Below are 21,992 nucleotides of genomic sequence, written 5' to 3' on the forward strand. Positions count from 1 at the left end.
CTTTTCTGGCATCATGAAATATACCTCGCTTTCCAACCCCGATATCATTCTCATGGAACCACAGGTGTTCTCAGACCACCGGGGGTTTTTCATGGAAACTTTCCGGGAAGACGCGTTTCAAAAAAACATTGCTCCGGTCTGCTTTGTCCAGGACAACCACAGCAAATCCAGCCGGGGCATCTTAAGAGGACTTCATTACCAGATCGAGCACCCCCAGGGCAAACTCGTCCGTGTGGTTTCAGGGGCTGTGTTTGATGTGGCGGTTGACTTGAGAAAATCATCGCCTTTTTTTGGGAAATGGGCCGGCATGACCCTGACATCCAAAAATAAAAAAATACTCTGGGTTCCTCCGGGGTTTGCCCATGGGTTTTATGTGTTAAGCATGGATGCGGAAGTCATCTATAAATGCGCGGACTATTACGCGCCGGAGCATGAACGCACACTTTTGTGGAATGATCCATCGGTCGCAATTGACTGGCCCATCCTGCCGGGCACCTCTCCCATCCTGTCGGAAAAAGACGTCTGCGGCTTGAGTCTTGAATCCGCCGAGGTGTTTCAATGAAAATCCTGCTTTTAGGCGCCAACGGACAACTGGGATGGGAACTGCAGCGGACCTGCCCGGAGGATGTCCGTCTGATTTCCTGTGATTTTACTGGAGTTGATTTTTGCAGCCCGGACAGCATCCGACAGTGCATTCAGACAGCCCAACCCGACGGTATCATCAATGCCGCAGCCTATACTGCGGTTGACAAAGCTGAACAGGAACCGGATCTGGCCGACAGGATCAACCACCTGGCAGTTCGGTATATTGCTAAATTGTGCAGACAAAATCAGATCCGCCTGATCCACATTTCCACGGATTTTATTTTCAGCGGCCGGCACTTCAAACCCTATAAACCTGATGACGATCCAGGGCCTGAATCCGTGTACGGCAAATCCAAGCTCAAGGGTGAACTGGCCATCAGAGAAACGCTGGAAAACGCTTTGATTATCAGAACTGCCTGGCTGTATTCCATCCATGGACACAATTTTGTCAAAACCATGCTCGGTCTCATGAAAGAGAAAACTGAACTGCGCGTTGTCGAGGACCAGATCGGCACCCCTACCTGGGCATTCGGCCTTGCCAAAGCGATCTGGTCAGCTCTCAGACAAAACGCAACAGGTATTTTTCACTGGACTGATGCCGGGGTGGCATCCTGGTATGATTTCAGCATGGCCATTCAGGAAGAGGGTCTCAGCGCCGGACTTTTAGATCAGGCCATTCCAATCATACCGGTTCCGGCCCATGCCTACCCAACCCCGGCAAAACGGCTCCATTACAGCGTGCTGGACAAAACAGCTGCCTGGCAAATGCTGGGTATACACCCGATCCACTGGCGAATTCAACTTCGTGCTATGATGTGGGAACTTTACCGACGGGAACTGTCACCTCCCCGCACATGAAAGTTATCAATCTACCAATGATCCCAAAAACCAAACCCTTTCCAGGGATAAGTGGGAGCCCATGAAAAATCCCAAGATTTATGTAGCCGGACATTGCGGCATGGTAGGCAGCGCCATTGTCCGACGTCTCAAAGACATTGGACAGACCTGTATCATCACCCGGACCCGTCAGGAACTGGATCTGCTGGATCAGAAGGCGGTCATGGATTTCATGCAGACTGAAAAACCGGACTAGGTGTACCTGGCTGCCGCCAAAGTCGGGGGTATCCATGCCAACAACACCTATCCGGCGGAGTTCATCTATGAAAACCTGGTGGTTCAGGCCAATGCAATCCATGCGGCCCACCGGAGCGGCGTCCAGAAACTCCTGTTTTTGGGCAGCAGCTGCATCTACCCCAGGGAAGTGCCCCAGCCCATGAAAGAAGAGATGCTTATGAGGGGATACCTGGAGCCCACCAACGAACCCTATGCCGTGGCCAAGATCGCCGGCATCAAGCTGTGTGAGAGCTACAACCGCCAGTACGGCCGGGACTACCGCAGTGTCATGCCCACCAACCTTTACGGCCCGGGGGACAATTTTCATCCGGAAAACAGCCACGTCATCCCGGCCCTGCTGCGGCGGTTCCATGAAGCGGTAAAAGGGCAGGCACTGGAAATAATGATCTGGGGCAGCGGCACCCCCATGCGGGAATTTTTACACGTGGATGACATGGCCGCCGCCACCGTCCATGTCATGAATCTGGATCACGCCATATACCAGGCCCGCACACGGCCCATGATGTCCCATATCAACGTGGGCTCCGGCATTGATTGCACCATCCGGGAACTAGCTGAGACCATCGCAAAGGTAACCGGGTTCACCGGCCGCCTGACCTTTGACGCCTCCAAACCGGACGGTATGCCCCGGAAACTGCTGGACGTCTCGCTACTGACCTCCCTGGGCTGGGAACCGGCCATCCCCCTGGAACAGGGCTTGACCGACACCTATGCCTGGTTTGTAGCGCACCAGGAAGATTTTCGGGAATAAGCAAAGGAGCCAACCATGACAAAAAAAGCATTGATTTCCGGCATCACCGGCCAAGACGGCGCCTGCCTCGCCGAATTCCTCCTGGCCAAAGGCTATGAAGTCCACGGCATCAAACGCCGGTCTTCCCTGTTCAACACCGACCGCATCGATCACCTGTACCAGGACCCGCACCAGACAGACCGCCACCTGATCCTGCACTATGGCGACCTCACGGATGCCACCAACCTGATCCGCATCCTCCAGCAGGTGCAGCCCGACGAGGTCTACAACCTGGCAGCCCAGAGCCACGTCCAGGTGTCGTTTGAATCCCCGGAATACACGGCAGACACGGACGCCCTGGGCACCCTGCGCCTCCTGGAAGGCATCCGGCTCCTGGGCCTGGAAAACAAAACCCGGTTCTACCAGGCCTCCACGTCCGAACTGTACGGCAAGGTCCAGGAACCCCCCCAGACCGAAAAAACCCCGTTCTACCCCCGCTCCCCCTATGCGGCCGCCAAGCTCTACGCCTACTGGATCACGGTGAACTACCGGGAAGCCTACAACCTGTACGCCTGCAACGGCATTTTGTTCAACCACGAATCGCCGCTGCGGGGCGAGACCTTTTAGGCCTCCAGGACTGCCTGTACCTGGGCAACCTCAACGCAAAACGCGACTGGGGCCACGCCAGAGACTACGTGGAGATGCAATGGCTTATGCTCCAGCAGGACGTCCCGGACGACTATGTCATTGCCACGGGCGAGCAGCACTCGGTCCGTGAATTTGTGGACCTGTGCGCGGCCGAACTGGGCATGACCCTCCAGTGGCAGGGCACGGGCATCGATGAAATCGGCATCGATCCTGCCACCAACAAAACCATCGTGGCCATAGACCCCCGGTATTTCCGCCCCACGGAAGTGGACACTCTGCTCGGAGACCCGACCAAAGCCCGCCAGAACCTGGGCTGGACCCCGAAAATCACTTTCAACACCCTGGTCAAAGAGATGACCCGACACGACCTGGCCCAGGCAAAAAGAGATGAACTGTGCCGCAGTGCCGGATTTCCCGTTTACAACCACAGTGAATAAAAACCACCAACCCAATAAACAGGTAAACATTTAAATCCGAACCACTTAAATTTTAACTACACAATCATATAAAAGCGTGCAATTATTATTCAAGATTAAACAAGCCTTCCACCACCAAGGCTTTAAAAAGTATTCCTTTAATACAGGTTGGCTCATGGCCGACAAAGTCCTGCGACTTTTCGTGGGGCTTTTTGTCGGCGTGTATGTAGCTCGCTATCTTGGACCGGAGAAGTTCGGCATTCTTAGCTTTGCTATGAGTTTTGTGGCCCTGTTCGGGGCCTTTGCAAAGCTGGGGCTGGACGGGATTGTGGTTCGTAATGCGGTCCAGAACCCGGACAGCAGGGACGAGCTTTTGGGTACCGCCTTCGGCCTACGAGTCATCGGGGGACTAATTCTGCTATGTATGGTCTTCGGTGCCATTCGGCTTATAGACAGCGATCGCCTGACTCAGCTTATTGTCATGATTATCGCCGTTGGGCATGTCCTCCAGGCTTTTCAGGTAATAGAGTTCTATTTCCAGTCCCAGGTGCTGGCCAGGCTGGCATCTATAGCCGGTATTGCCGGACTGATTACTTCTTCTGTCATTAAGCTGACTTTAATTTGGTCCGGAGCTTCACTTATTTGGTTTGCTTGGGTTGTTGTAGTTGAACATGGTCTCAAGGGAATCATTCTTTCAATAGTGTATGTCAAACAGCGAATTCCATTGTGGCATTGGCGGTTTCGATTCAATCAAGTCAAACTGCTTTTAAGGGATTCTTGGACGCTGATTTTTTCGGGATTGGCAATTATGATCTATATGCGTATTGACCAAGTCATGATTAAACAAATGTTGAATAATGAAGCGGTTGGTAATTATGCTGCTGCGGTACGAATAAGTGAAGTATGGCTATTTATAACCGTATCTGTAACCCAATCATTAATGCCATCTATTGTGAAAGCTAAAGCTGTTTCAGAGGCTATTTATTTACATAGGTTGCTAAATCTCTATAGATTTTTGATTACCATAGCGTTAGCTATATCTATTTTAATTACGTTATTTTCTGATATTATTGTTACATTACTTTTTGGAGATAGCTATAATTTTACGTCTGATATTTTAAAAATATATGTATGGTCAACTGTCTTTGTTTACATGAATAATGTTTCCTGGCAATGGTTTTTGAATGAGAACTTGCAGCATATTGCAACAGCTAGATTATTTATAGGTGCCCTTTTAAATGTGATTTTTAATTATATATTCATAGTTAAATATGGCACAATAGGAGCTGCTTGGGCTACTTTATTTTCTTATTTTTTTGCAACATACTTTGGAAATTTAATATTTAAAAAAACTAGAGTGAATTTCAAGATGCAAACAATAGCACTATTAACATTTTATAAAATCAAGGATTTTAAATTATAATGCTAAATAAAAATTTAAAAAAACTCAAAAAATACATTACAAAATCAAAGCATCATTGTGTTTTTCAGCACAATGATATTTTCTTGGTTGAGTTTCCTAAAAGCGGGGTTACATATCTAAGCTTTTTAGTTGCAAATGCATTAAAAGAAAGAAATGATGAAGAGATAACATTTTATAATCATCATAAATATATCGTAGACTTTCATCAGCTCAGAGGAGCAGATATATCAACAAATGGATATCCCTTGCAAGGCTACAGATTTATTAAATCTCACTCTGATAATAATACTTCTTATTATTTTGTAATTTATATATTAAGGAACCCTTTTGATGTGATGCTTAGTTATTATTATTTCATGTCTTCAAAGGGTTACAAAGACTCATTTGAAAGTTTTATACAATCAAAGAGGTATGGTATTCAAAACTGGGTGAATCATGTTGAAGGTTGGCTACTTGAAAAAAAAGATTTAGCTCAAAGAATACATCTTATTAAATATGAAAATTTGGTGTTCAATCCACAACATGAGCTTGCAGATTTATTTGAGAATATTGGGTTGGTAGTTAATGACTTGAAACTTGAACAAGCCATTCGTGACAGTTCAAAAGACAGTATGAAATATTCTGAACAGTTATATGCTAAATATAATCCCGTCTATAAAAGCTCTGGGATGAATTTTGTCAGAAAAGGTAAGGTAAACCAAAAAGATTTACTTTTAAATACGAAAAACAAAAATATTATATACAATAAGTCATCACATATAATAAATATGTTTTATGAAAATATGATAATTTGATGTGGCCATTGTATGTGCATTTGTTGCACATTTTAAATCAAATACATAGGCTGATGAATGGATTCTTTCTGGGAAGAAGGACTGAGGAAACAGAACAGCTGGACGATTTGACGGAGACCCGTTCATTGAGCTGCCTTTCTAACTCTGGATTGAACTTGATCAAAAAACACTCTTGAACTAAGAGGCTTTTGAATTGTAGCACCCAAGGCAGGATCAGATACCGGGTATTGTTAGCAATATAATGAAGACGCTTGTTCTTGACCGGCTTTGGCCACCCGATAAACTGTTCCCTGAATTGAAACGCCCAGGCTGCCGAACCCCAGCCGATGCAGGCCAGCGGCACATCCCCGGCAAACGCGATACGTTATGGCAGCCAAAGTGAATATTAGCGAAGAGCCCGTTGCGGGAAAACCGCACGGCGGATTCTGTGAGGGGTGTCATTTCCTCACATATAATACGTTTAAGTATCGGAGGAAATAGATGTCTACTCAACAATGCCCTCTATGTTCTACTGATGAGGTAACCTTAATTAATAATATCAATAGTAACAATCTTAAATATTTATATGGAAAGATGTTAAAAGCGCATTTTTCAAATTTATTTAAGATAGATATAAAATATTATGAATGCGATGAGTGTAGATTAAAATTTTATAGTCCTCCTATAACGGGCGGCGAAAATTTCTACAATTATTTACAGCAATTTTCATGGTACTACATGGATGAAAAGGAAGAATATGAGATAGCTAAAAAATATATAGAACAAGGCATGAAGGTCTTGGAAGTTGGTAGCGGTAAGGGAGCATTTGCCAAAAAAATTACACCAAAAAAGTATGTAGGGTTGGATTTTAGCTCGAAAGCAAAAGAAATGGCTGCGGAAAATGGTATTTTAATTGAAAATCAATCCATTGAAGAGCACGCTTGCTATAATGAGGGTGAGTATGATGTTGTTGTAAGTTTTCAAGTGCTTGAACATATCCCAGATCCTAAGAATTTCATAGAGTCAAAAATGAAGGCCTTAAAGGCCGGTGGCAAACTTATTATGGCTGTACCTAGTGAAAATTCTTTTTTAAAATATGTTACAAACTTTATTTTGAATATGCCACCACATCATGTCACCCGGTGGTCTGATGATACTTTTCATTTTATGGCAAAAAAGTATGGTTATCGAATAGTTGAAATTTATCATGAAAAAATTCAGCCAGTTCATAAAAGATTTTATTTATCCACAATGATTCAGTCTTTTTTTTTAAAGCCTGTTTTGATTGATTTATCTATAAAAAGGAAAATTGTTTCAAAAATTTCTGATCTTCTATCAAGAATTTTGAAGAATAGATTGTGTGAAGAAATGATGCCTAATGGCCATACTGTTGTTGTTGTAATGGAAAAACAATGAAAATCCTAATCGTCAACACATCAGACATTCAGGGCGGTGCCGCCCGTGCGGCTTACCGCCTTCACCGTGCTCTTTTGAATGAAGGCATAAACAGTCATATGCTGGTACAGTCCAAAGTCAGCGATGATTATACCGTCACTGGTCCATTTGGTAAAATCCCTTTTGACACCAGAGATCTTGCAGCAGGAATTGATTGGGTACTTGATACCCCGGATTATGCTTTCCTTTGCGCCAATGCCCGTCAGAAGGTGCTGGATTGTTTTGATAGCCACCATGTTGCAAACCAAAGGATTTTTTTTACAAAGAAATCCTTTCGGAAGCCGGCAGAGGATAACAAAACAGAATTTGCTACCTTCAGGTAATCCAGCCTGATGAAGTGTAAAATAGATGTAGTTTTACAATGGTTGAAAAAGGTCCCAGTTGATGAAAAAAAAAATAAACCTTGCCTGTGGAAATATTTTTGTTGCATCCGATGAATGGATCAATCTGGATTACTCACCCGCAGACCCGGAAGTTCAAAGAGTGGACTTGTTGGAGCGGTTGCCTATTGATTCCGGATCTGCAGCAGCAGTCTATTCATCTCATTTCATTGAACACATTCCATACGATCATGTGCCACTTTTTCTGACAGAATGTTTGAGAGTGCTGGAACCTAATGGTATTTTGAGACTGGTATTACCCGATTTTGAAAGTATGTGTCGAACATATCTTGCGCTGAGGGATAACAGTGAACATCAAAAGGCAAATTTTCTGGTGGTTGAAATGATAGATCAATGCGTGCGGAAAGAGCCAGGCGGACAATTGGGCCGGCTGTATCAAAATTTTCGGAAAAATAGTCTTGAAGAGTCGGACATGATTGCCTTTGTACTTGACAGAACAGGAGAAGACTTGGTTAAGTCCCCCCCCCCCGAACCAAGAATCAAAGCATTGTACGTGTGTATCAGCGCATATACAGTCGTCTCCTGCGGGCCTGGATTCAGCTTTGTCTATGTGGCCTGCCAGCAGCATTCCGTACACAAAATGTCAGTCTTGCCGCAGTCGGCGAGCGGCACCACTGGCTATGGGATTTCCATCAGTTGAAAGACGTTCTTTTAAAGACAGGTTTTATAAAAATTACCCGCTGCGACAGCAAAACATCCGCTATAAAAGACTTTCCACTTATGCCATTGGATATCAATCACAATGGTCAGGCACGCAAAGGGGCCGAATCAATGTACGTGGAAGCGTACAAGCCGGATTAATTTTAAAAAAAGGCTGTATCCGCCGAAATAGGTGAATACAATGACATATATAAATGACTTGGTTTCCGATGAAATTTTAAAACAGCTTACTTTGGTTGAACAGGATTGGTTGGAAAATGTTTTCCAGCGCCATGGCGGCCGATATCCTGAATTTGAATAGATATGAAAATTATACAACTCAATTATTCTGATATCAATGGCGGAGCCGCCCGGGCGGCCTATCGTATTCACCATGCATTACGTCAACAAGGCATCGATTCCACTATGATGGTGAATATTGCAGCAGCAGGCGACTGGACTGTGCAGGGGCCTACTCGAAAGTGGTCAAAACTTCTGGCTAAGTTACGTCCACAAACAGCTCAATTGGCCAGGTTGTCGTTGCATACCGATAATCCGATCATTCACTCGCCTGCAATTTTGCCTTCCAATTGGCCAAAGAAATTGAATGAAAGTGCCGCTGATTTTGTACATATGCATTGGGTTGCCGGGGAAATGATGTCCATTGCGGATATCGGTCGTATTACCAAGCCCGTGGTGTGGACATTGCATGATATGTGGGCGTTTTGCGGTGCGGAACATTATACCGGTGATATGCGTTGGCAGGCGGGGTATCAAAAAGAAAACAGGCCAAACTACGAAGCACGTTTTGATCTTAATCGCTGGACCTGGCTGCGCAAAAAAAAATACTGGCAAACCCCGATGCACATTGTAACCCCGAGCAACTGGTTGGCGGATTGTGTTAAAAACAGCGCTCTAATGAAAAATTGGCCGGTGACAGTGATTCCTAATCCATTGGATACAAACCGCTGGAAACCACTAGAACAAAGTCTTGCGCGGGAATTAATGGGGTTGCCACATGATGTCCCATTGGTATTGTTTGGTGCTTTGGGTGGAAACCGTGATCCCCGCAAAGGATTTGATCTTTTGGAAAAAGCGCTTGAACATCTGAGAGGGGAGGTTGATGGCTTGGAACTTGTGATTTTTGGTCAACTGGCCCCTGAAATGTCGCCTGATTTAGGCTTTCCAATTCACTATACTGGGCATTTACATGATGATTTGAGCCTGCAAGCGTTGTACAGTGCGGCAGATGTGCTAGTAATCCCGTCCCGCCAAGATAACCTTCCAAATACAGGCGTAGAAGCTCTCTCCGTCGGTACTCCTGTGATTAGCTTTAACACTGGCGGGCTTTCTGATATTGTTAAACACCGTCACACCGGCTATCTGGCCCAGGCTTTCGATACCGAAGATCTTGCAAATGGTATTATGTGGGTACTTGCCCAACAGGAATCTGGAGATCTGCGAAAAAATGCCCGTGTACAAGCGGAATCACATTTTTCATACCCGGCCGTTGCAAGCCAGTACCTGAATGTTTACCGCAGCCTTGTTGGTTGAGCTTTGTTTTCAAAAACGTGAGAAAAATTCGTGTTTTTACCGCTTTCATCTTTCAAGTGCCCCAAAAATGAAATCCCCGAAAACAAACACCCCCAAAATCTTCATAGCCGGCCACCACGGCATGGTAAGGCAGTGCCATCCTGAGGCGCCTGGAGCAACTCGGCCACACCCGCACCCATAAAGAACTCGATCGGCAGATTGAGGTGTGGGTTTGAAAACAGGATGTTACGCTTTTGTGTTGACAATACCAATACATTTTTGTATTGGTATTGTATAGACAAATATTTTTTATTGGAGATAACATCATGATTCATGGAAATACTGCTGCAAATCGGCGTACATCCGCAATAAACCTTCGTGCATTTCCTGCCCAGAGAGAACTGATTGATCGTGCGTGCACTGCTACACATAAAAAATTGACTGATTTTATCCTTGAAGCTGCCTGCCGGGAAGCGGAGCATGTCCTGTGTGATCGGCGTTACTTTATGTTGGATGACGAAGCCTTTAAAGCCTTTGATGCAGCTTTGAGTGTCCCGTTGAGCGAAAACAAAGCAGTTCAAAAACTTCTGACCAGTAAGGCACAATGGGAAGATTAACTCCTCCTGCTTCTTTGATGCTTGATCACCGGACAGCCGGTTTTGATTGTGGTATTGACTCACTCAATGAATGGTTGATCCGTCGTGCACTGAAAAATGAATATGGCGGGGGATCACGTACGTATGTGGTGTGCCATGGCAAACAAGTTGTGGGGTACTACGCCATTGCAGCTGGCAGTGTTGTCCACAGGGATGCCCCCGGGCGGATCAGGAGGAATATGCCCGATCCGATCCCTGCGCTGATTCTGGGTCGTCTGGCTGTGGATCAGGGCTGTCATGGAACAGGCATTGGCCAGGGATTGCTCAAGGATGCTGTGGCACGATCAATTAACGTTTCACAACAGATTGGTGCTCGTGTTCTCATCGTTCATGCACTCAGCAACAAAGCAGAGGCGTTTTATCTCAAACATGGTTTTATGGTGAATCCGGCAATATCAAACACATTGTTTTTGCCTCTATGTGATAAAAGAAAATCGATAAAGTCAGACGGGGAATGTAACGCATGAGCAGTACTGTTAAAAAAGCCCTTATCACCGGTATCACCGGCCATGCGATCTGATTCCTAATCGCCGCCTTTTTTACTTTCAAACAAAACCGCTTCGCGTTTTTACCGCTTTTATCTTTCAAAGGCCCCAAAAATGACACCCCCGAAAACAAACACACCCAAAATTTACATAGCCGGCCATCGCGGCATGGTAGGCAGTGCCATCCTGAGGCACCCTGGAGCCCACCAACGAACCCTACGCCATTGCCAAGATTGCCGGCATCAAACTGTGCGAGAGCTACAACCGCCAGTATGGCACCGATTACCGCAACGTCATGCCCACCAACCTGTACGGCCCGGGCGACAATTTCCACCCGGAAAACAGCCCTCTGGCAGGGACAGAAGGGACATGTTTTCCTGGATATTCAGAGTTTCTTTGATTGTGCTGTTTGATCGTTCAGAAGCGGACCTGCAGCGCTTGATGGTGTTGTACCGCCTTGTTCCCCGGGGAATTTCATTCAACAACCTGGGGTGCTGATCAATAGACGAATGAGTGGTATAGGCGCAGGTTTTATTCAAATGTTCACACGAGCTGATATCATAGGTTTTGTCCAGATTGCGTATACCCGGTGCCTTCAGATCCAGGCACTGTTTCATGCAACAAAACGTCAAGCGTTGACGGCCTTTTGGCTCTTCAATCTCATCATCTCCCAAGGGGCTGATTTTTGTGCACGAATCCAGCGGAAAAGGTGGAAAATTATTCGACAATTTTACAATTCCGGAAAAACAGAACAAATCATACAGTTGCCGGTCTATCCAAGTTCTGTTAAAAACTGCAAAGACATGGAACTTCCTCTCAAATCTTTGAAATTGAGATTGATCAGGGTCGAAAATTTTTCAGGTAAGTCTGTCCTTTCGGTTTATCAGGATTTTCATGCAAGGATCTTTTCAAAAAATTTGACAATGGTAAAAAGAATTGAGCCAATACGACCAGGGAGAAAATTTCCACGAAATTTCAACAATAAAACTGGAATTTTTAGCTATGGTTATAAACCCTTACGCTAAAGTTAATGACATTGCCTATTTATTTGAAAGAAAAAAATAGGATTAAAAAGACAAGCGGTAAAAAGTCACCCCCCAATACCTCAGGGCCAAAATATTAATGACTGAGCCTCACTTCATATGGTATTTGGTTTTTAAACAGTGAATTCAATCCATTTGATGAAGTAAAGGGTTACAAAGGTCCTTGTATGTGTGTAAACCGTCGTTGGGGAGAGCAGCAAATCAGACAATGGGTCTCAGGGAAAAGAGTCCTGTTCGTCTCTCCCACTGATGCTGGCTATATGCGGAACCGCCAAGAAATTGAACTTCTTAAGGCCCATGCTGCACACGTCCATCAGATAACCTTTGATGACCGGGGTCGGCTCACTTTCCTCACTATAAAAAAGATTCTAAGCACCCTTATACGCACATTTGGGTCCCTTCACCGACCCTTTGATACGGTTTTCATTGGAGGCATGCCCCAGGTAATTCTTCCTCTGATTTATCCCTTTGTATGGCGTAAACAACTGATCATAGATTTTTTTATCTCCATGTACGATACCCTGGTTCATGACAGGGCCCGAGTGTCTGAGCGGTCTCCGATAGCCAAGCTCATCAAAGGCTTGGACGTTTTGACCCTATCTTTAGCGGACCGTGTTATTGTAGACACCAGGGCACATGGCCTGTATTTCAAAGAAAAGTTCGGCCTGAAAAAGCCTTGGACCGTATTGTATCTAAAGGCGGATGATCGGATTTACTATCCTCGGACTGTTTCAAAACCTCCGGAGCTGTCGAAAAAATTCATTGTCTTTTTTTTCGGGGCCATGAACCCCTTGCAGGGGGTGGACACCCTTCTGGCCTGTGCCAAATCTCTTCGCGATGTTGAAGATATTGTCTTCGCCCTGGTGGGACCGACGGATAAGCTTTCACAGGAGTCCCAAAGTCTGCTCGACTTGCCTAATGTTCGTCTGCTTTCAACCTGGATGAAACAGGAGGAACTGGCCGATTGCATTGCCATGGCCGACCTTTGCATTGCTGGTCATTTGAACAAAAGCATAGGAAAAGCATCCCGTGTCATTCCCGGAAAGGCATATATCTATCTATCCATGGAAAAGATGACAGTTCTGGGGGACAACCGGGCCAACCGGGAATTGTTCGGAGATTCAAACTCCCGCATCATCTGGGTCAGGATGGGAGATCCCGGGCATTTGAAAGAAGCTATTCTATCCGCATTCCATGCACATTTTTACCAAAAAATTTTGAGGAAGACAAAAGAGGTGCTACCGTGTTAGCCGTTTCAATAGTTACTGTCTCTAAAAACGCCGAGGATGTTATTGAAAAAACTATTCAATCTGTGATGAGACAGTCCTATCCTCATATTGAATTTTTAATTATTGACGGACGTTCGACTGACAGCACCATGGATATTGTTAAAAAATATGCGCAAGATATTTCTAAAGCCATCTCTGAAGCAGATAACGGCATTTACGAGGCGATGAACAAAGGAATTCAACTTTCCACAGGCGATGTACTTTTATTTTTAAATACTGGTGATTATCTTCATGATTCCGAAGTCATCCGGGATGCAGTTCAGGCTTTTAATGAGAATCCGTCCGCTGGGATCATTTACGGAAAACCGGTTTTCGTCAATGTTCCTGCAGATCTGGTCAACCATTCCAGAGAGTATCAAACCGGTGATAAAACCATGATGGACTGGATGATGACCCCTGCTTGTCACCAGTGCATTTTTATCCGGCGGGAAGTTTTAGAAAGTGTGGGCAACTATGATACCGACTATAAACTCGGTGGGGATGTTGAATTTTTCCTGCGATGTTTTAAAAATAAAATCCAGATGCATTATATTGATCGCAATATCTCCTGTTATAAATACGAGGGAAGAAGCCTAACAAACTTAAAATTATCGAACCGGGAGCGCCTGAAAGCAATCATCCACCACGCCTCACCTTTACAATTGGCGGTGTATTCCTGCCGGGTTTTAAAACGACGTTTAACTCGCCTATTGAGGGAAAAGTTCCGTAAAAATGAACCCAGCTGTTAGTATCATTCTGCCGACATTCAACCGTGCGATGTCCCTGGAACGTTCCGTTGAAAGCGTGCTGAACCAAACGTTCACAAATTTCGAAATAATTATTGTCGATGACGGTTCCGTCGATCAGACTCCATCCGTCATTGAATCTCTTTTAAAAAAAGATCCCCGGATTAAAGCAATCCGTTTTGAGAACAACCTTGGTCCAGCCGCCGCAAGAAATTCAGGAATCCGGGAAGCCAGTGGTGAATACGTGGCGTTCCAAGACAGTGATGATGTATGGAACGAAAAAAAACTTGAAAAACAGTGCCTACTCCTGAAAAATCTTCCTCCGGATTACGGTTTTGTGTTTTCGACCTATCAAAGGATAAGCGGAAAAAAATCTATGGTCTTACCCCGACGTCTTTTAAATACTAATACGGATGATTTGTTCATCCGTATCCTAACAAAAAATCTTGTCGGCACTCCAACTGCAATAATCAGAAAATCCTGTATTGATCAATCCGGCCTCATGGACGAATCGCTAATGGCTTTGGAAGACTGGGAATTTTTTATCAGGCTCTCAAGGAAATTTAAAGCAAAATTTTTCAAGGAACCTTTGGTAAAAGTTTATACAGATCAGCATAACCGTCTTTCCACATCCGGACTGAAACTATTGAAAGCACGAAAAAAAATATTAAGTATTCACCTTTCTGAAATCACTAAAAAACCTTTAATCTTGACCAGGCACTGTATGAAAATTTTCATGCTCAGCCTATATGTCTTTATCACCAAGCTATTGAACCGGAGTTTCTTTTTGATATGAAAATCTACGATGGGCACAGATGTCCAGTAAAAAAAGCAAGACATATGTCAAGTGTCGATTCAATATATAAACTCTGATTTTATTCGAGGCTCTTTTTTAAAACTTCAACCGGAATCCGACCCTCATACAAATTCCCCTCCACCTCATACGTCGGTGTCCCCGTCACACCCAGCTCAATTCCTTTGAACACATCCCGTTTAATCCTGCGATAAAAAAACCGGTTTTCAGGCGCTGAGGCAAGGCCTTCAAAGCTGACCCCGCTTCTTTGGGCAAGTTCCCTGATATCCAATGTTTTAATATCCTTGGGAATATCATACAACAGATCATTCATCTGCCAGAATCGGTTTTCCTGGGCAGCATAAGCCGCGGCAATGGCCAGTTTGCCCGAGGCCGGGTGAAGTGCTCCGGTCAGGCTTGGATTGAACTGCGGGTCCATGGGGAAATGCCGGTGAACCAGCCGGATTTTGTCTGGATTGGCCGCCACGATCTGCCGTAGATACATGTGCATTTTTCGGCACTGAAAACACATGTAATCCGAATATTCGGTAATGACCAGTTCCGGGTTTTCCGCCCCGATCCATGGGTCGCCGTCTTCGGTTATGCCGGTGGGTATATCTGCGGTGATCTCGGGCAACGCAAAATGCCAGTATCTGGGATACGCAAACGGCAGGATGAAAGCGATTCCGAAAAACACTAGTAGAATCGTGGTCTGGATTTTCCAGGGCCGGCATATGAACTTCACATCTTTTTTCAGACCTTTGAAAAATCCTTTTTCCGGAAACCGCCTGCGGATGATCCATACCAGGAAAAGCAAAGCAAAATTGATCCCATATCCGGCCAGGCACACGATGCAATATACCTTGATCTCAAACTTTAAAAGATAGGCCAGGTAGAGGCTGTAACCGGAAAAACACAAGGCCGTCAAAAACAGCATCGGCCAGATACGCCGGTGGCCGGCTTCGGATACATATACAAATGACAACAGAATCAAAAAAAATCCATACCCCAGAACACCCCACACCGGCACCGGCATGCCCAGAAAAATGGAATACATGTTCTGGGACACGGTATCGCAGTTAATCGCCTCGGACACGGCACACAGGCTGACATACAGGATATCGGTGTGAACCCGGTAATGGGAGAACGACGAATAGACCATATTGAGCAGTCCGGCAACGGCAACGGCGAACACCGGCCAGAAATATACCGGGAAAGGTAGCCGTCTGGTTATAGTTTTTTCAATTTCCACAGCCTGGCACTTCATTCGATACAGTTGCATTCACGTTTATCGTCCACTTATCAAGTCCACCGGCAGAGTTTGTAAGACCTTTGCCTGGCTTTGCCTGGGCAATGGCAATGAAAGAAGAAACACTCACACTGGACGGGTCTATTGTATAGTCATATTTAGGATCACCTTTGGGCACAATAAATCCCAGATGAATAATATTGTCTGCATAAGTTCCTTTTTCAACAAAATACGCTTCTTGACGAATCCTGATATGCCCCAGTACTGCTTTGGCTTCAGACTGTTTTACCTTACATTGATAGGACAAAAAGTTGGGAATGGCAATAGCCGCTAAAATCCCTATAATCGCCACAACCAGAATCAATTCAATGAGTGTGAAACCTTGGTTGTTGATCCATTTGTTCTTCATGATATTTCCCTAAAATCTAATTGCGATCAAATACTTTTCCCTTCTGCTATTCATTATCTGAATTTTCCTGTGACATAAGAGGCCGTTTTGAAATTTTTGGGAAATTACAGGTGTAATCAAATCAGTTCGAATCGGCCATTGAAGATCAATATCAGCTTTTTTTTTAATGCGTTTAATATATCTGTTACACTGAACTTCGATATCAACAGTTGATACCTGCTTGCCATTCTGCTCCCAAACTGCTTGTCTCAAGTCAATTTTTCATTTTCATTGTTTTTTGCAGTTTATACACCGTTGAACAAACAAAAAACCCCTTTTTTGAATGTCCAAATCAAAAAAGGGGTATTGAAATAACCCGATCAATTAAAGATTTTTGAGTCTATCAGCGATTAGGAGCAGCCATTGTTATCGTTTGAAAGTGTACCATCTTCGTTTATTGTCCATTTATCTAAATCACCCGCATCTCCTAACCCCTGATTAGCATCTTTAGCCACAGCTGTTGCTATAAAACCAGAACCAGTACTCGTCGCGGTATAATCATATTTAGGAGTACCGGTGGGCGCGTCAACTCCAACATTAGTATGAGTTCCGTATGTACCATGTTCTGCATAGTAAGCTTCTTGCAAGACTCTAATATTTCCTAATACGCTTTTAGCCTCAGCCTGTTTTGCCTTGCACTGGTAACTCATGAAATTGGGAATGGCAATGGCTGCCAAAATTCCGATAATGGCCACAACGATCATCAGCTCAATCAGGGTAAAACCTTTGTTGTTTTTCAACATTTTTCTCATAACAGTCTCCTTTAAAGTAAAGATTTTTTTATGCTGCTTAATTCAATCATGCATACTAATCTAAAAGATTAAGCAAACAACATGCCATTTGTAACATTTTTGAGTGAGAATGCAGGCTAATAAAAAATATTACATGATTTCAATTCGTTAAAATAAAGACCAACACAATAAAATATCCATATCACGATTCTGGAAGGTGATCTGTCTGACAAAAAATGGCTGATTTAACAAAAATTGTCGCCACATCTGATGCTTGACCTGCCATAAAAATGTGTATAGATAAGGTGAAACCTGAACATGGAGCACCCATGCGGACAAATATTTCCTGGAGACATATCGTTTTTGCCCTGCTTATTGCCGCCGGTATCGGGTGGATCTGCCTTCTGTCGGCAGTGCCACCGGTAGACCGGGATGCCCTGACCCATCACCTGTTCATTACCAAATTGTACCTGCTCCACAGCGGGATTTATGAGATCTCTCATATCCCTTTTTCCTATTATCCCATGAACTTGGACCTGCTGTACCTGATCCCTTTGTATTTCAACAAGGACATTACCCCTAAATATATTCACTTTGCCTTTGCTCTGGTGACCGGTATCCTGATTTTCCGTTACCTGGTCCGGCGGACCGATACTGCGCATGCCTTGCTGGGAGCTCTGTTTTTTCTGACCCTGCCGCTGGTGGTCCGGCTGTCCTCCACCGTATACGTTGATTTAGGGCTGATCTGTTTTCTGTTTGCCGCCCTGCTCTATCTATTCAAATGGATCGAATCCGGATTCAGTCTCCGGCCGTTGATCATCAGCGGCATTTGGTGTGGCCTGGCTTTGGGAACCAAGTATAACGGGCTTCTGGGATTGTTTCTGCTGGGAACGTTCGTGACGTTTGTATATGCAAGGTTTCATACCGAAAAAAAATATGGGAGTCTCAAGGCGGCGGGATGGGGGATGTTGTTCATTTTCGTTTCCCTGGCCGTGTTTTCCCCCTGGATGATCCGCAATATGGCCTGGACCGGCAATCCAGTATACCCTTTGTACAACAACATATTCAACCCGCCGACTGCATCCACTGTAACCAAAGAAAAGCCCCCTGCTCCCCGCATCTCCCATTTTCAGTTACGCCATCAGGTATATCAGGAGTCATGGACCTGGATTGCCCTGCTGCCCATCCGGGTATTTTTCCAGGGAAAAGATGACTCCCACCAGTATTTTGACGGTAGAACCAGCCCATTTTTGCTGATCCTGCCTTTGTTCGCCTTTGTGGGGTTCAGGCAACGGCCCCGGCAGGAAAAAGCGGAGATGCTGCTGATGCTTTTTTTTTCCGTGCTGCTCTTACTGTTCGCCTGTCTGCTGGCCCCAGTGCGGGTGCGGTATTTTTCCCCCATTTTGCCGCCTTTGGTGGTGCTGTCCATGTTCGGGCTTTACAATATACAGAAGCCGGGCGGGTTGGGAGCGCGGCTGTTCGATCCGGCCCGGAAATGGGCGGTGTTTGCCGTGGTGGCGATCATGCTTGGGATGAATGCCGCGTATATGGTGGAGCGGTTTAAAAAAAACCGGCCCCTAGACTATCTGTCCGGCAAACTGACCCGGGATGAATATATCCAGATATTCCGGCCGGAATATGCCGCGTTTCAATATGCCAATGAAAATCTAAAACCGGATGCGAAAATCTTCGGGCTCTACATGGGGGGCCGGGGGTATTACTCAGACCGGTATATCGCGTTTCCTGATGCGCTGTTGCACCGGGCCGCCAGAGAAGCCGCATCCGGAAAGGATGTGGCAGCCACCATGACCGGCAGCGGATTTACCCATATCCTGATGAATTATGCTGGACTCAATTTTTGGTTGAACGAAGCGGCTTCCGATCATGACCGGCAGGTGCTCAGACAATTTTTTGAATCTCATGTTGATGTTCTGTTCTCCCGGGAGGGGTATGGGCTGCTGAAGATTAAATCCTAAATCATAACTTCCTAAAAAAAATGATTTCAACACAATATTTTTACATAACTCAAGGACATTCAAACACATGAAACAAAAAGGAATTGGCTCCTGCGACATTTTGATTATTTCGCTCACTTGGGCCTTTACGATAACCTTTATTAAACTGGCAGTTTTTTTTGTATTTGATTATCCCCTGTCGTTTCAATATTTATTAGGTACAATTCTTTTTTTTATTGCAAATGTTGTGATCAACTATTATATTGTGTATTTACTTTATTCCCAGTCCTTTGTTATAAAATCCCTTGGATATGTTTTTGTTGTTCAAATTAATTTATTTTTAATTTTTTGTTTCCATTATGAAATATCATTTCAAAGCCTTCCCGGCCCAGGGGTCTTTTATTATGTTACCGAGGTTGCACATCTGTTGCCGTCACTGGAGTCAAATGCACCATTATGGTTAGTGGCTGTGGAATTTATACTTTGCACAGCCATCTTGTTTTTTTGCAAATCGCTGCTGGCTCGGAATACACTGTCATGCCCGAAAAAACTTGTGACAGGTGCAAGATTGGTTCTTATTTGTTGCGCTGTTGTTACATTAACCTTACATTTTAGTCCGTCAATAATTGAAAATAGAGCCATTTACTGGGCAAGCCGACAGCCGATTTTATGGTTGGCGCATACGTCACTGGCTTTGTCCAATCCGTTTCAGGCACAAAACCATCTGTCTCCAAAACAAATATTCGAATTTCAACATGCACTCGGCCACAAAATCCCTTTTGAACAGGTGAATCAAAAATATCCGTTGCTGTGGTCATTTCGGCCGGTGGCTAACCCCAGTCACCAAATAAAGAAACAAAATATCATCCTCTTAATTTTGGAAAGTGTTGGCAAAGATGAAATTTTTCTAACCATAAACAATAGAGAAGTGATGCCAAACCTTAAAAAGATTACTGAAGATAATCTTTTTTTCAAATATGCTATTGCCGCTGGAACGAAAAGCAACCAGGCATTGCCTGCCATATTTTCCGGAATCATACCGCAAACCTATAATAATATTTTGTGGAGAAAACCACTTCCCAATTTATCGGGGCTTCCAGAATTATTGGAGGAAAAAGGCTATACATCCGTTTATTTTCACGGAAGCGATCTCTCGTTTGAACAACAAAGAGAATATTTAAAAATGATCGGGTTTGGAGAAATTTTTGATTATGATTCTCTTCTGGAACAAACAGTCGTTGGGTGGGGATATGATGACCAGCTGATGTTCAATAAAGTTGAAACCTGGATCACCAACCATAAAAAAAACCAGGCTGATGTACCGTTTTTACTCTCTCTTTTCACCCTTAGTACCCATGATCCATTTATCCTTCCTGATACCTGGGAATACCAGTTTTTCAATAAAGAACAAACCATTGACCAGTATGGAAGATGGATCCACCTGATGGACCGTAACGATAGATACCATAATTATATTGAATCCTTGCATTTTTTGGATGTCATGCTGGGCCGGTTTTATAACTGGTTTGAAAAAGAAATAAAACAGGATTCCCTGCTGGTGATTGTGGGAGATCATGTGTCATCCACACACAATGAAAAAATTGACCAAAAAAATCATATGCGATTTTTTGTTCCCTTGATTTTTGCCGGCCTTGACGAGAACTTGATGGAAAAATACAAGGGATATACACAAAGAAGGGTGGCTCAACATGATATCCCTTCAACACTTGCATCGTTAATCGGTATGCCTGCACTTTCATGTGACCAGGGCTTGAATATGTTTATGGCAGATGCATTATGGCCTGACAATCGCGTATTATATTCGGTTGGCGGACAAAATATAGAAGAAATCTACATCTGGAATTCCTGGCAGCAATTTCATCTTAATCGTTTAACAGGCAAGTTGTCTGTTGCCAACAATGAAGTAATTGAAAATTATCCATCTCCTGACCGCATTGATCTAAACCGGATTGTAAAAAATGAAATCAATCCATTTTTTAATATTATTTTCCCATTAAACAAATATGTCTATGCCCAGGATGCGTATATACCTCCAAATCAACAGGCAAATTTGTCAATCCAGCCATTGAAAAAAGTAGAAAAACCAATCATTGTTTCCCATCGGGGCAACACACAAGGGATGCGCTCAAGGGAGCAGCAGAATAGAAAAGAGGCGATTGAAAAAGCTGTCCGTGCAGGCTTTGAATGGGTGGAAGTGGATGTTGCCATCACAAAAGATGGGATTCCTGTTCTAATACATGACCAGGAAATCACAGACAAACAGGCAAATAAATACCAACTTAATGAGTTGTCATTAGATGAATTAAAGCGCCTTGATGGATATGGCAATGTACTGACGTTGGAAGAAGCCCTGTTAATGTTTATTGATCACATTAATTTCCTGATAGAGTTAAAAACATCCCCTTATATTGACAGTAAATATTTATTAACCAGAAACGTGCTGACTCTTTTGAAACCGGAATATAAGGATAAAATCATTATCGACAGCTTTGATGAATTATCTGTCAAGTTTATAAAAAATCGGTGCGGGTTTCCAGTAGGAATCGATACACCCTATAAAAAGCCGATCAATCAAAATTGGATGCGCGCTATTCAACAATCAGGCATAGACTGGCTTTATTTGCATTTCAGCGTTGTCAACCAAAATCTTGTTCAACAGGCCCATGACATGGGGTTGCGGGTCATGGTTTATACTGTAAATGAAGATGAATTACTGGATCAATGGAAAGACAATTTACCGGATGGCATTATTACAGACAACGAAAACCTGCTCTCTACCTTTTGCTCATTTCAAGCTGTTAATTGAACTTCCCATTTTTGTCAGTGATGTCCGATGAGGCGGTCAAATTTTGTGGTAGTT

At 44.2% G+C, this 21,992-nt stretch carries 24 protein-coding genes and 2 pseudogenes; 21 read left to right on the top strand and 5 right to left on the bottom strand.

What is annotated here, in order from left to right:
• Nucleotides 1–13: 13 nt before the first annotated feature.
• The 7 genes and pseudogenes from rfbC to K365_RS26535 all read left to right on the top strand — a co-directional run bounded on the left by rfbC (nucleotide 14) and on the right by K365_RS26535 (nucleotide 5,730).
• On the top strand, nucleotides 14–562 hold the full coding sequence (rfbC, locus tag K365_RS0111035) for a dTDP-4-dehydrorhamnose 3,5-epimerase (protein WP_024334595.1): 549 nt from the start codon (nucleotides 14–16) through the stop codon (nucleotides 560–562).
• Complete coding sequence (gene rfbD / locus K365_RS0111040; protein ID WP_024334596.1) at nucleotides 559–1,443, top strand: dTDP-4-dehydrorhamnose reductase; 885 nt, start codon at nucleotides 559–561, stop codon at nucleotides 1,441–1,443. Before rfbC ends, rfbD begins: the two co-directional genes overlap by 4 nt.
• Before the next feature lie 100 nt (nucleotides 1,444–1,543).
• Nucleotides 1,544–2,470, top strand: a pseudogene (gene fcl, locus K365_RS25670) (GDP-L-fucose synthase).
• Nucleotides 2,471–2,485: 15 nt separating this feature from the next.
• Nucleotides 2,486–3,141, top strand: a pseudogene (locus K365_RS29355) (GDP-mannose 4,6-dehydratase); the annotation flags it as partial.
• A gap of 21 nt (nucleotides 3,142–3,162) precedes the next feature.
• Nucleotides 3,163–3,534, top strand: coding sequence for a GDP-mannose 4,6-dehydratase (locus K365_RS29360; protein WP_353740187.1), 372 nt, complete (start codon nucleotides 3,163–3,165; stop codon nucleotides 3,532–3,534).
• Nucleotides 3,535–3,610: 76 nt separating this feature from the next.
• Complete coding sequence (locus K365_RS0111055; protein WP_024334597.1) at nucleotides 3,611–4,936, top strand: flippase; 1,326 nt, start codon at nucleotides 3,611–3,613, stop codon at nucleotides 4,934–4,936.
• A complete protein-coding gene (locus K365_RS26535) occupies nucleotides 4,936–5,730 on the top strand; it encodes a sulfotransferase domain-containing protein (RefSeq protein WP_024334598.1) in 795 nt (264 codons plus the stop codon). The genes K365_RS0111055 and K365_RS26535 overlap by 1 nt, the downstream gene beginning before the upstream one ends.
• Before the next feature lie 37 nt (nucleotides 5,731–5,767).
• On the opposite strand, the gene K365_RS28700 is transcribed toward K365_RS26535, so the two are convergent.
• A complete protein-coding gene (locus K365_RS28700; protein ID WP_245569161.1) occupies nucleotides 5,768–6,073 on the bottom strand; it encodes a Druantia anti-phage system protein DruA in 306 nt (101 codons plus the stop codon).
• A gap of 137 nt (nucleotides 6,074–6,210) precedes the next feature.
• Between K365_RS28700 and K365_RS0111065 the strand changes: the two genes are divergently transcribed.
• The 4 genes from K365_RS0111065 (at nucleotide 6,211) to K365_RS0111085 (ending at nucleotide 9,758) form a co-directional block, all read left to right on the top strand.
• Nucleotides 6,211–7,125 (top strand): class I SAM-dependent methyltransferase, encoded by a 915-nt coding sequence (locus K365_RS0111065; RefSeq protein WP_024334599.1) that lies wholly within the window; start codon nucleotides 6,211–6,213, stop codon nucleotides 7,123–7,125.
• Nucleotides 7,122–7,487: a glycosyltransferase family protein gene (locus K365_RS28425; RefSeq protein ID WP_024334600.1), complete on the top strand. Its 366-nt coding sequence runs from the start codon at nucleotides 7,122–7,124 to the stop codon at nucleotides 7,485–7,487. Before K365_RS0111065 ends, K365_RS28425 begins: the two co-directional genes overlap by 4 nt.
• A gap of 61 nt (nucleotides 7,488–7,548) precedes the next feature.
• A complete protein-coding gene (locus K365_RS0111075; protein WP_024334601.1) occupies nucleotides 7,549–8,205 on the top strand; it encodes a class I SAM-dependent methyltransferase in 657 nt (218 codons plus the stop codon).
• A gap of 323 nt (nucleotides 8,206–8,528) precedes the next feature.
• Nucleotides 8,529–9,758: a glycosyltransferase family 4 protein gene (locus tag K365_RS0111085; protein ID WP_024334602.1), complete on the top strand. Its 1,230-nt coding sequence runs from the start codon at nucleotides 8,529–8,531 to the stop codon at nucleotides 9,756–9,758.
• A 101-nt stretch (nucleotides 9,759–9,859) separates the two neighbouring features.
• On the opposite strand, the gene K365_RS27915 is transcribed toward K365_RS0111085, so the two are convergent.
• A complete protein-coding gene (locus K365_RS27915) occupies nucleotides 9,860–10,072 on the bottom strand; it encodes a hypothetical protein (protein ID WP_156887710.1) in 213 nt (70 codons plus the stop codon).
• Here K365_RS27915 and K365_RS0111095 point away from each other — a divergent pair.
• The 8 genes from K365_RS0111095 (at nucleotide 10,064) to K365_RS0111125 (ending at nucleotide 14,731) form a co-directional block, all read left to right on the top strand.
• Entirely contained in the window at nucleotides 10,064–10,354 is a 291-nt protein-coding gene (locus K365_RS0111095; RefSeq protein ID WP_024334603.1) for a type II toxin-antitoxin system TacA family antitoxin, read from the top strand. The two genes, K365_RS27915 and K365_RS0111095, sit on opposite strands and share 9 nt — an antisense overlap.
• Nucleotides 10,342–10,860: a GNAT family N-acetyltransferase gene (locus K365_RS0111100; RefSeq protein WP_024334604.1), complete on the top strand. Its 519-nt coding sequence runs from the start codon at nucleotides 10,342–10,344 to the stop codon at nucleotides 10,858–10,860. Before K365_RS0111095 ends, K365_RS0111100 begins: the two co-directional genes overlap by 13 nt.
• Nucleotides 10,861–11,074: 214 nt before the next feature.
• Nucleotides 11,075–11,278 carry an NAD-dependent epimerase/dehydratase family protein gene (locus K365_RS27265; RefSeq protein WP_435050809.1) on the top strand — a complete coding sequence of 68 codons (204 nt, stop codon included), beginning with the start codon at nucleotides 11,075–11,077 and terminating at the stop codon, nucleotides 11,276–11,278.
• Complete coding sequence (locus K365_RS29085; protein WP_281167777.1) at nucleotides 11,248–11,376, top strand: hypothetical protein; 129 nt, start codon at nucleotides 11,248–11,250, stop codon at nucleotides 11,374–11,376. Before K365_RS27265 ends, K365_RS29085 begins: the two co-directional genes overlap by 31 nt.
• Nucleotides 11,377–11,387: 11 nt before the next feature.
• Nucleotides 11,388–11,903 carry a hypothetical protein gene (locus K365_RS0111110; RefSeq protein WP_211221115.1) on the top strand — a complete coding sequence of 172 codons (516 nt, stop codon included), beginning with the start codon at nucleotides 11,388–11,390 and terminating at the stop codon, nucleotides 11,901–11,903.
• Between the two features lie 185 nt (nucleotides 11,904–12,088).
• Complete coding sequence (locus tag K365_RS0111115) at nucleotides 12,089–13,171, top strand: glycosyltransferase family protein (RefSeq protein WP_024334606.1); 1,083 nt, start codon at nucleotides 12,089–12,091, stop codon at nucleotides 13,169–13,171.
• Nucleotides 13,165–13,938 carry a glycosyltransferase family 2 protein gene (locus tag K365_RS0111120; protein WP_024334607.1) on the top strand — a complete coding sequence of 258 codons (774 nt, stop codon included), beginning with the start codon at nucleotides 13,165–13,167 and terminating at the stop codon, nucleotides 13,936–13,938. The genes K365_RS0111115 and K365_RS0111120 overlap by 7 nt, the downstream gene beginning before the upstream one ends.
• Complete coding sequence (locus tag K365_RS0111125) at nucleotides 13,922–14,731, top strand: glycosyltransferase family 2 protein (protein WP_024334608.1); 810 nt, start codon at nucleotides 13,922–13,924, stop codon at nucleotides 14,729–14,731. Before K365_RS0111120 ends, K365_RS0111125 begins: the two co-directional genes overlap by 17 nt.
• A 79-nt stretch (nucleotides 14,732–14,810) precedes the next feature.
• Here K365_RS0111125 and K365_RS0111130 read toward each other — a convergent pair whose 3' ends face one another.
• The 3 genes from K365_RS0111130 to K365_RS29090 all read right to left on the bottom strand — a co-directional run bounded on the left by K365_RS0111130 (nucleotide 14,811) and on the right by K365_RS29090 (nucleotide 17,177).
• Nucleotides 14,811–16,010, bottom strand: coding sequence for a vitamin K epoxide reductase/DsbA family protein (locus K365_RS0111130; protein ID WP_084489807.1), 1,200 nt, complete (start codon nucleotides 16,008–16,010; stop codon nucleotides 14,811–14,813).
• Nucleotides 15,970–16,386 carry a type IV pilin protein gene (locus K365_RS0111135; protein WP_024334610.1) on the bottom strand — a complete coding sequence of 139 codons (417 nt, stop codon included), beginning with the start codon at nucleotides 16,384–16,386 and terminating at the stop codon, nucleotides 15,970–15,972. The genes K365_RS0111130 and K365_RS0111135 overlap by 41 nt, the downstream gene beginning before the upstream one ends.
• Nucleotides 16,387–16,775: 389 nt before the next feature.
• Nucleotides 16,776–17,177, bottom strand: a complete 402-nt coding sequence (locus K365_RS29090; protein WP_029725189.1) for a type IV pilin protein — start codon at nucleotides 17,175–17,177, stop codon at nucleotides 16,776–16,778.
• 308 nt (nucleotides 17,178–17,485) lie between these two features.
• Here K365_RS29090 and K365_RS0111150 point away from each other — a divergent pair, with 308 nt between their 5' ends.
• Both K365_RS0111150 and K365_RS0111155 read left to right on the top strand, forming a co-directional pair.
• Nucleotides 17,486–19,132, top strand: coding sequence for an ArnT family glycosyltransferase (locus tag K365_RS0111150; protein ID WP_024334613.1), 1,647 nt, complete (start codon nucleotides 17,486–17,488; stop codon nucleotides 19,130–19,132).
• A 67-nt stretch (nucleotides 19,133–19,199) separates the two neighbouring features.
• Nucleotides 19,200–21,938 (top strand): sulfatase-like hydrolase/transferase, encoded by a 2,739-nt coding sequence (locus K365_RS0111155; protein WP_024334614.1) that lies wholly within the window; start codon nucleotides 19,200–19,202, stop codon nucleotides 21,936–21,938.
• Nucleotides 21,939–21,992: the final 54 nt, after the last annotated feature.

This window comes from Desulfotignum balticum DSM 7044 (genome assembly GCF_000421285.1).
Classification (GTDB): domain Bacteria; phylum Desulfobacterota; class Desulfobacteria; order Desulfobacterales; family Desulfobacteraceae; genus Desulfotignum; species Desulfotignum balticum.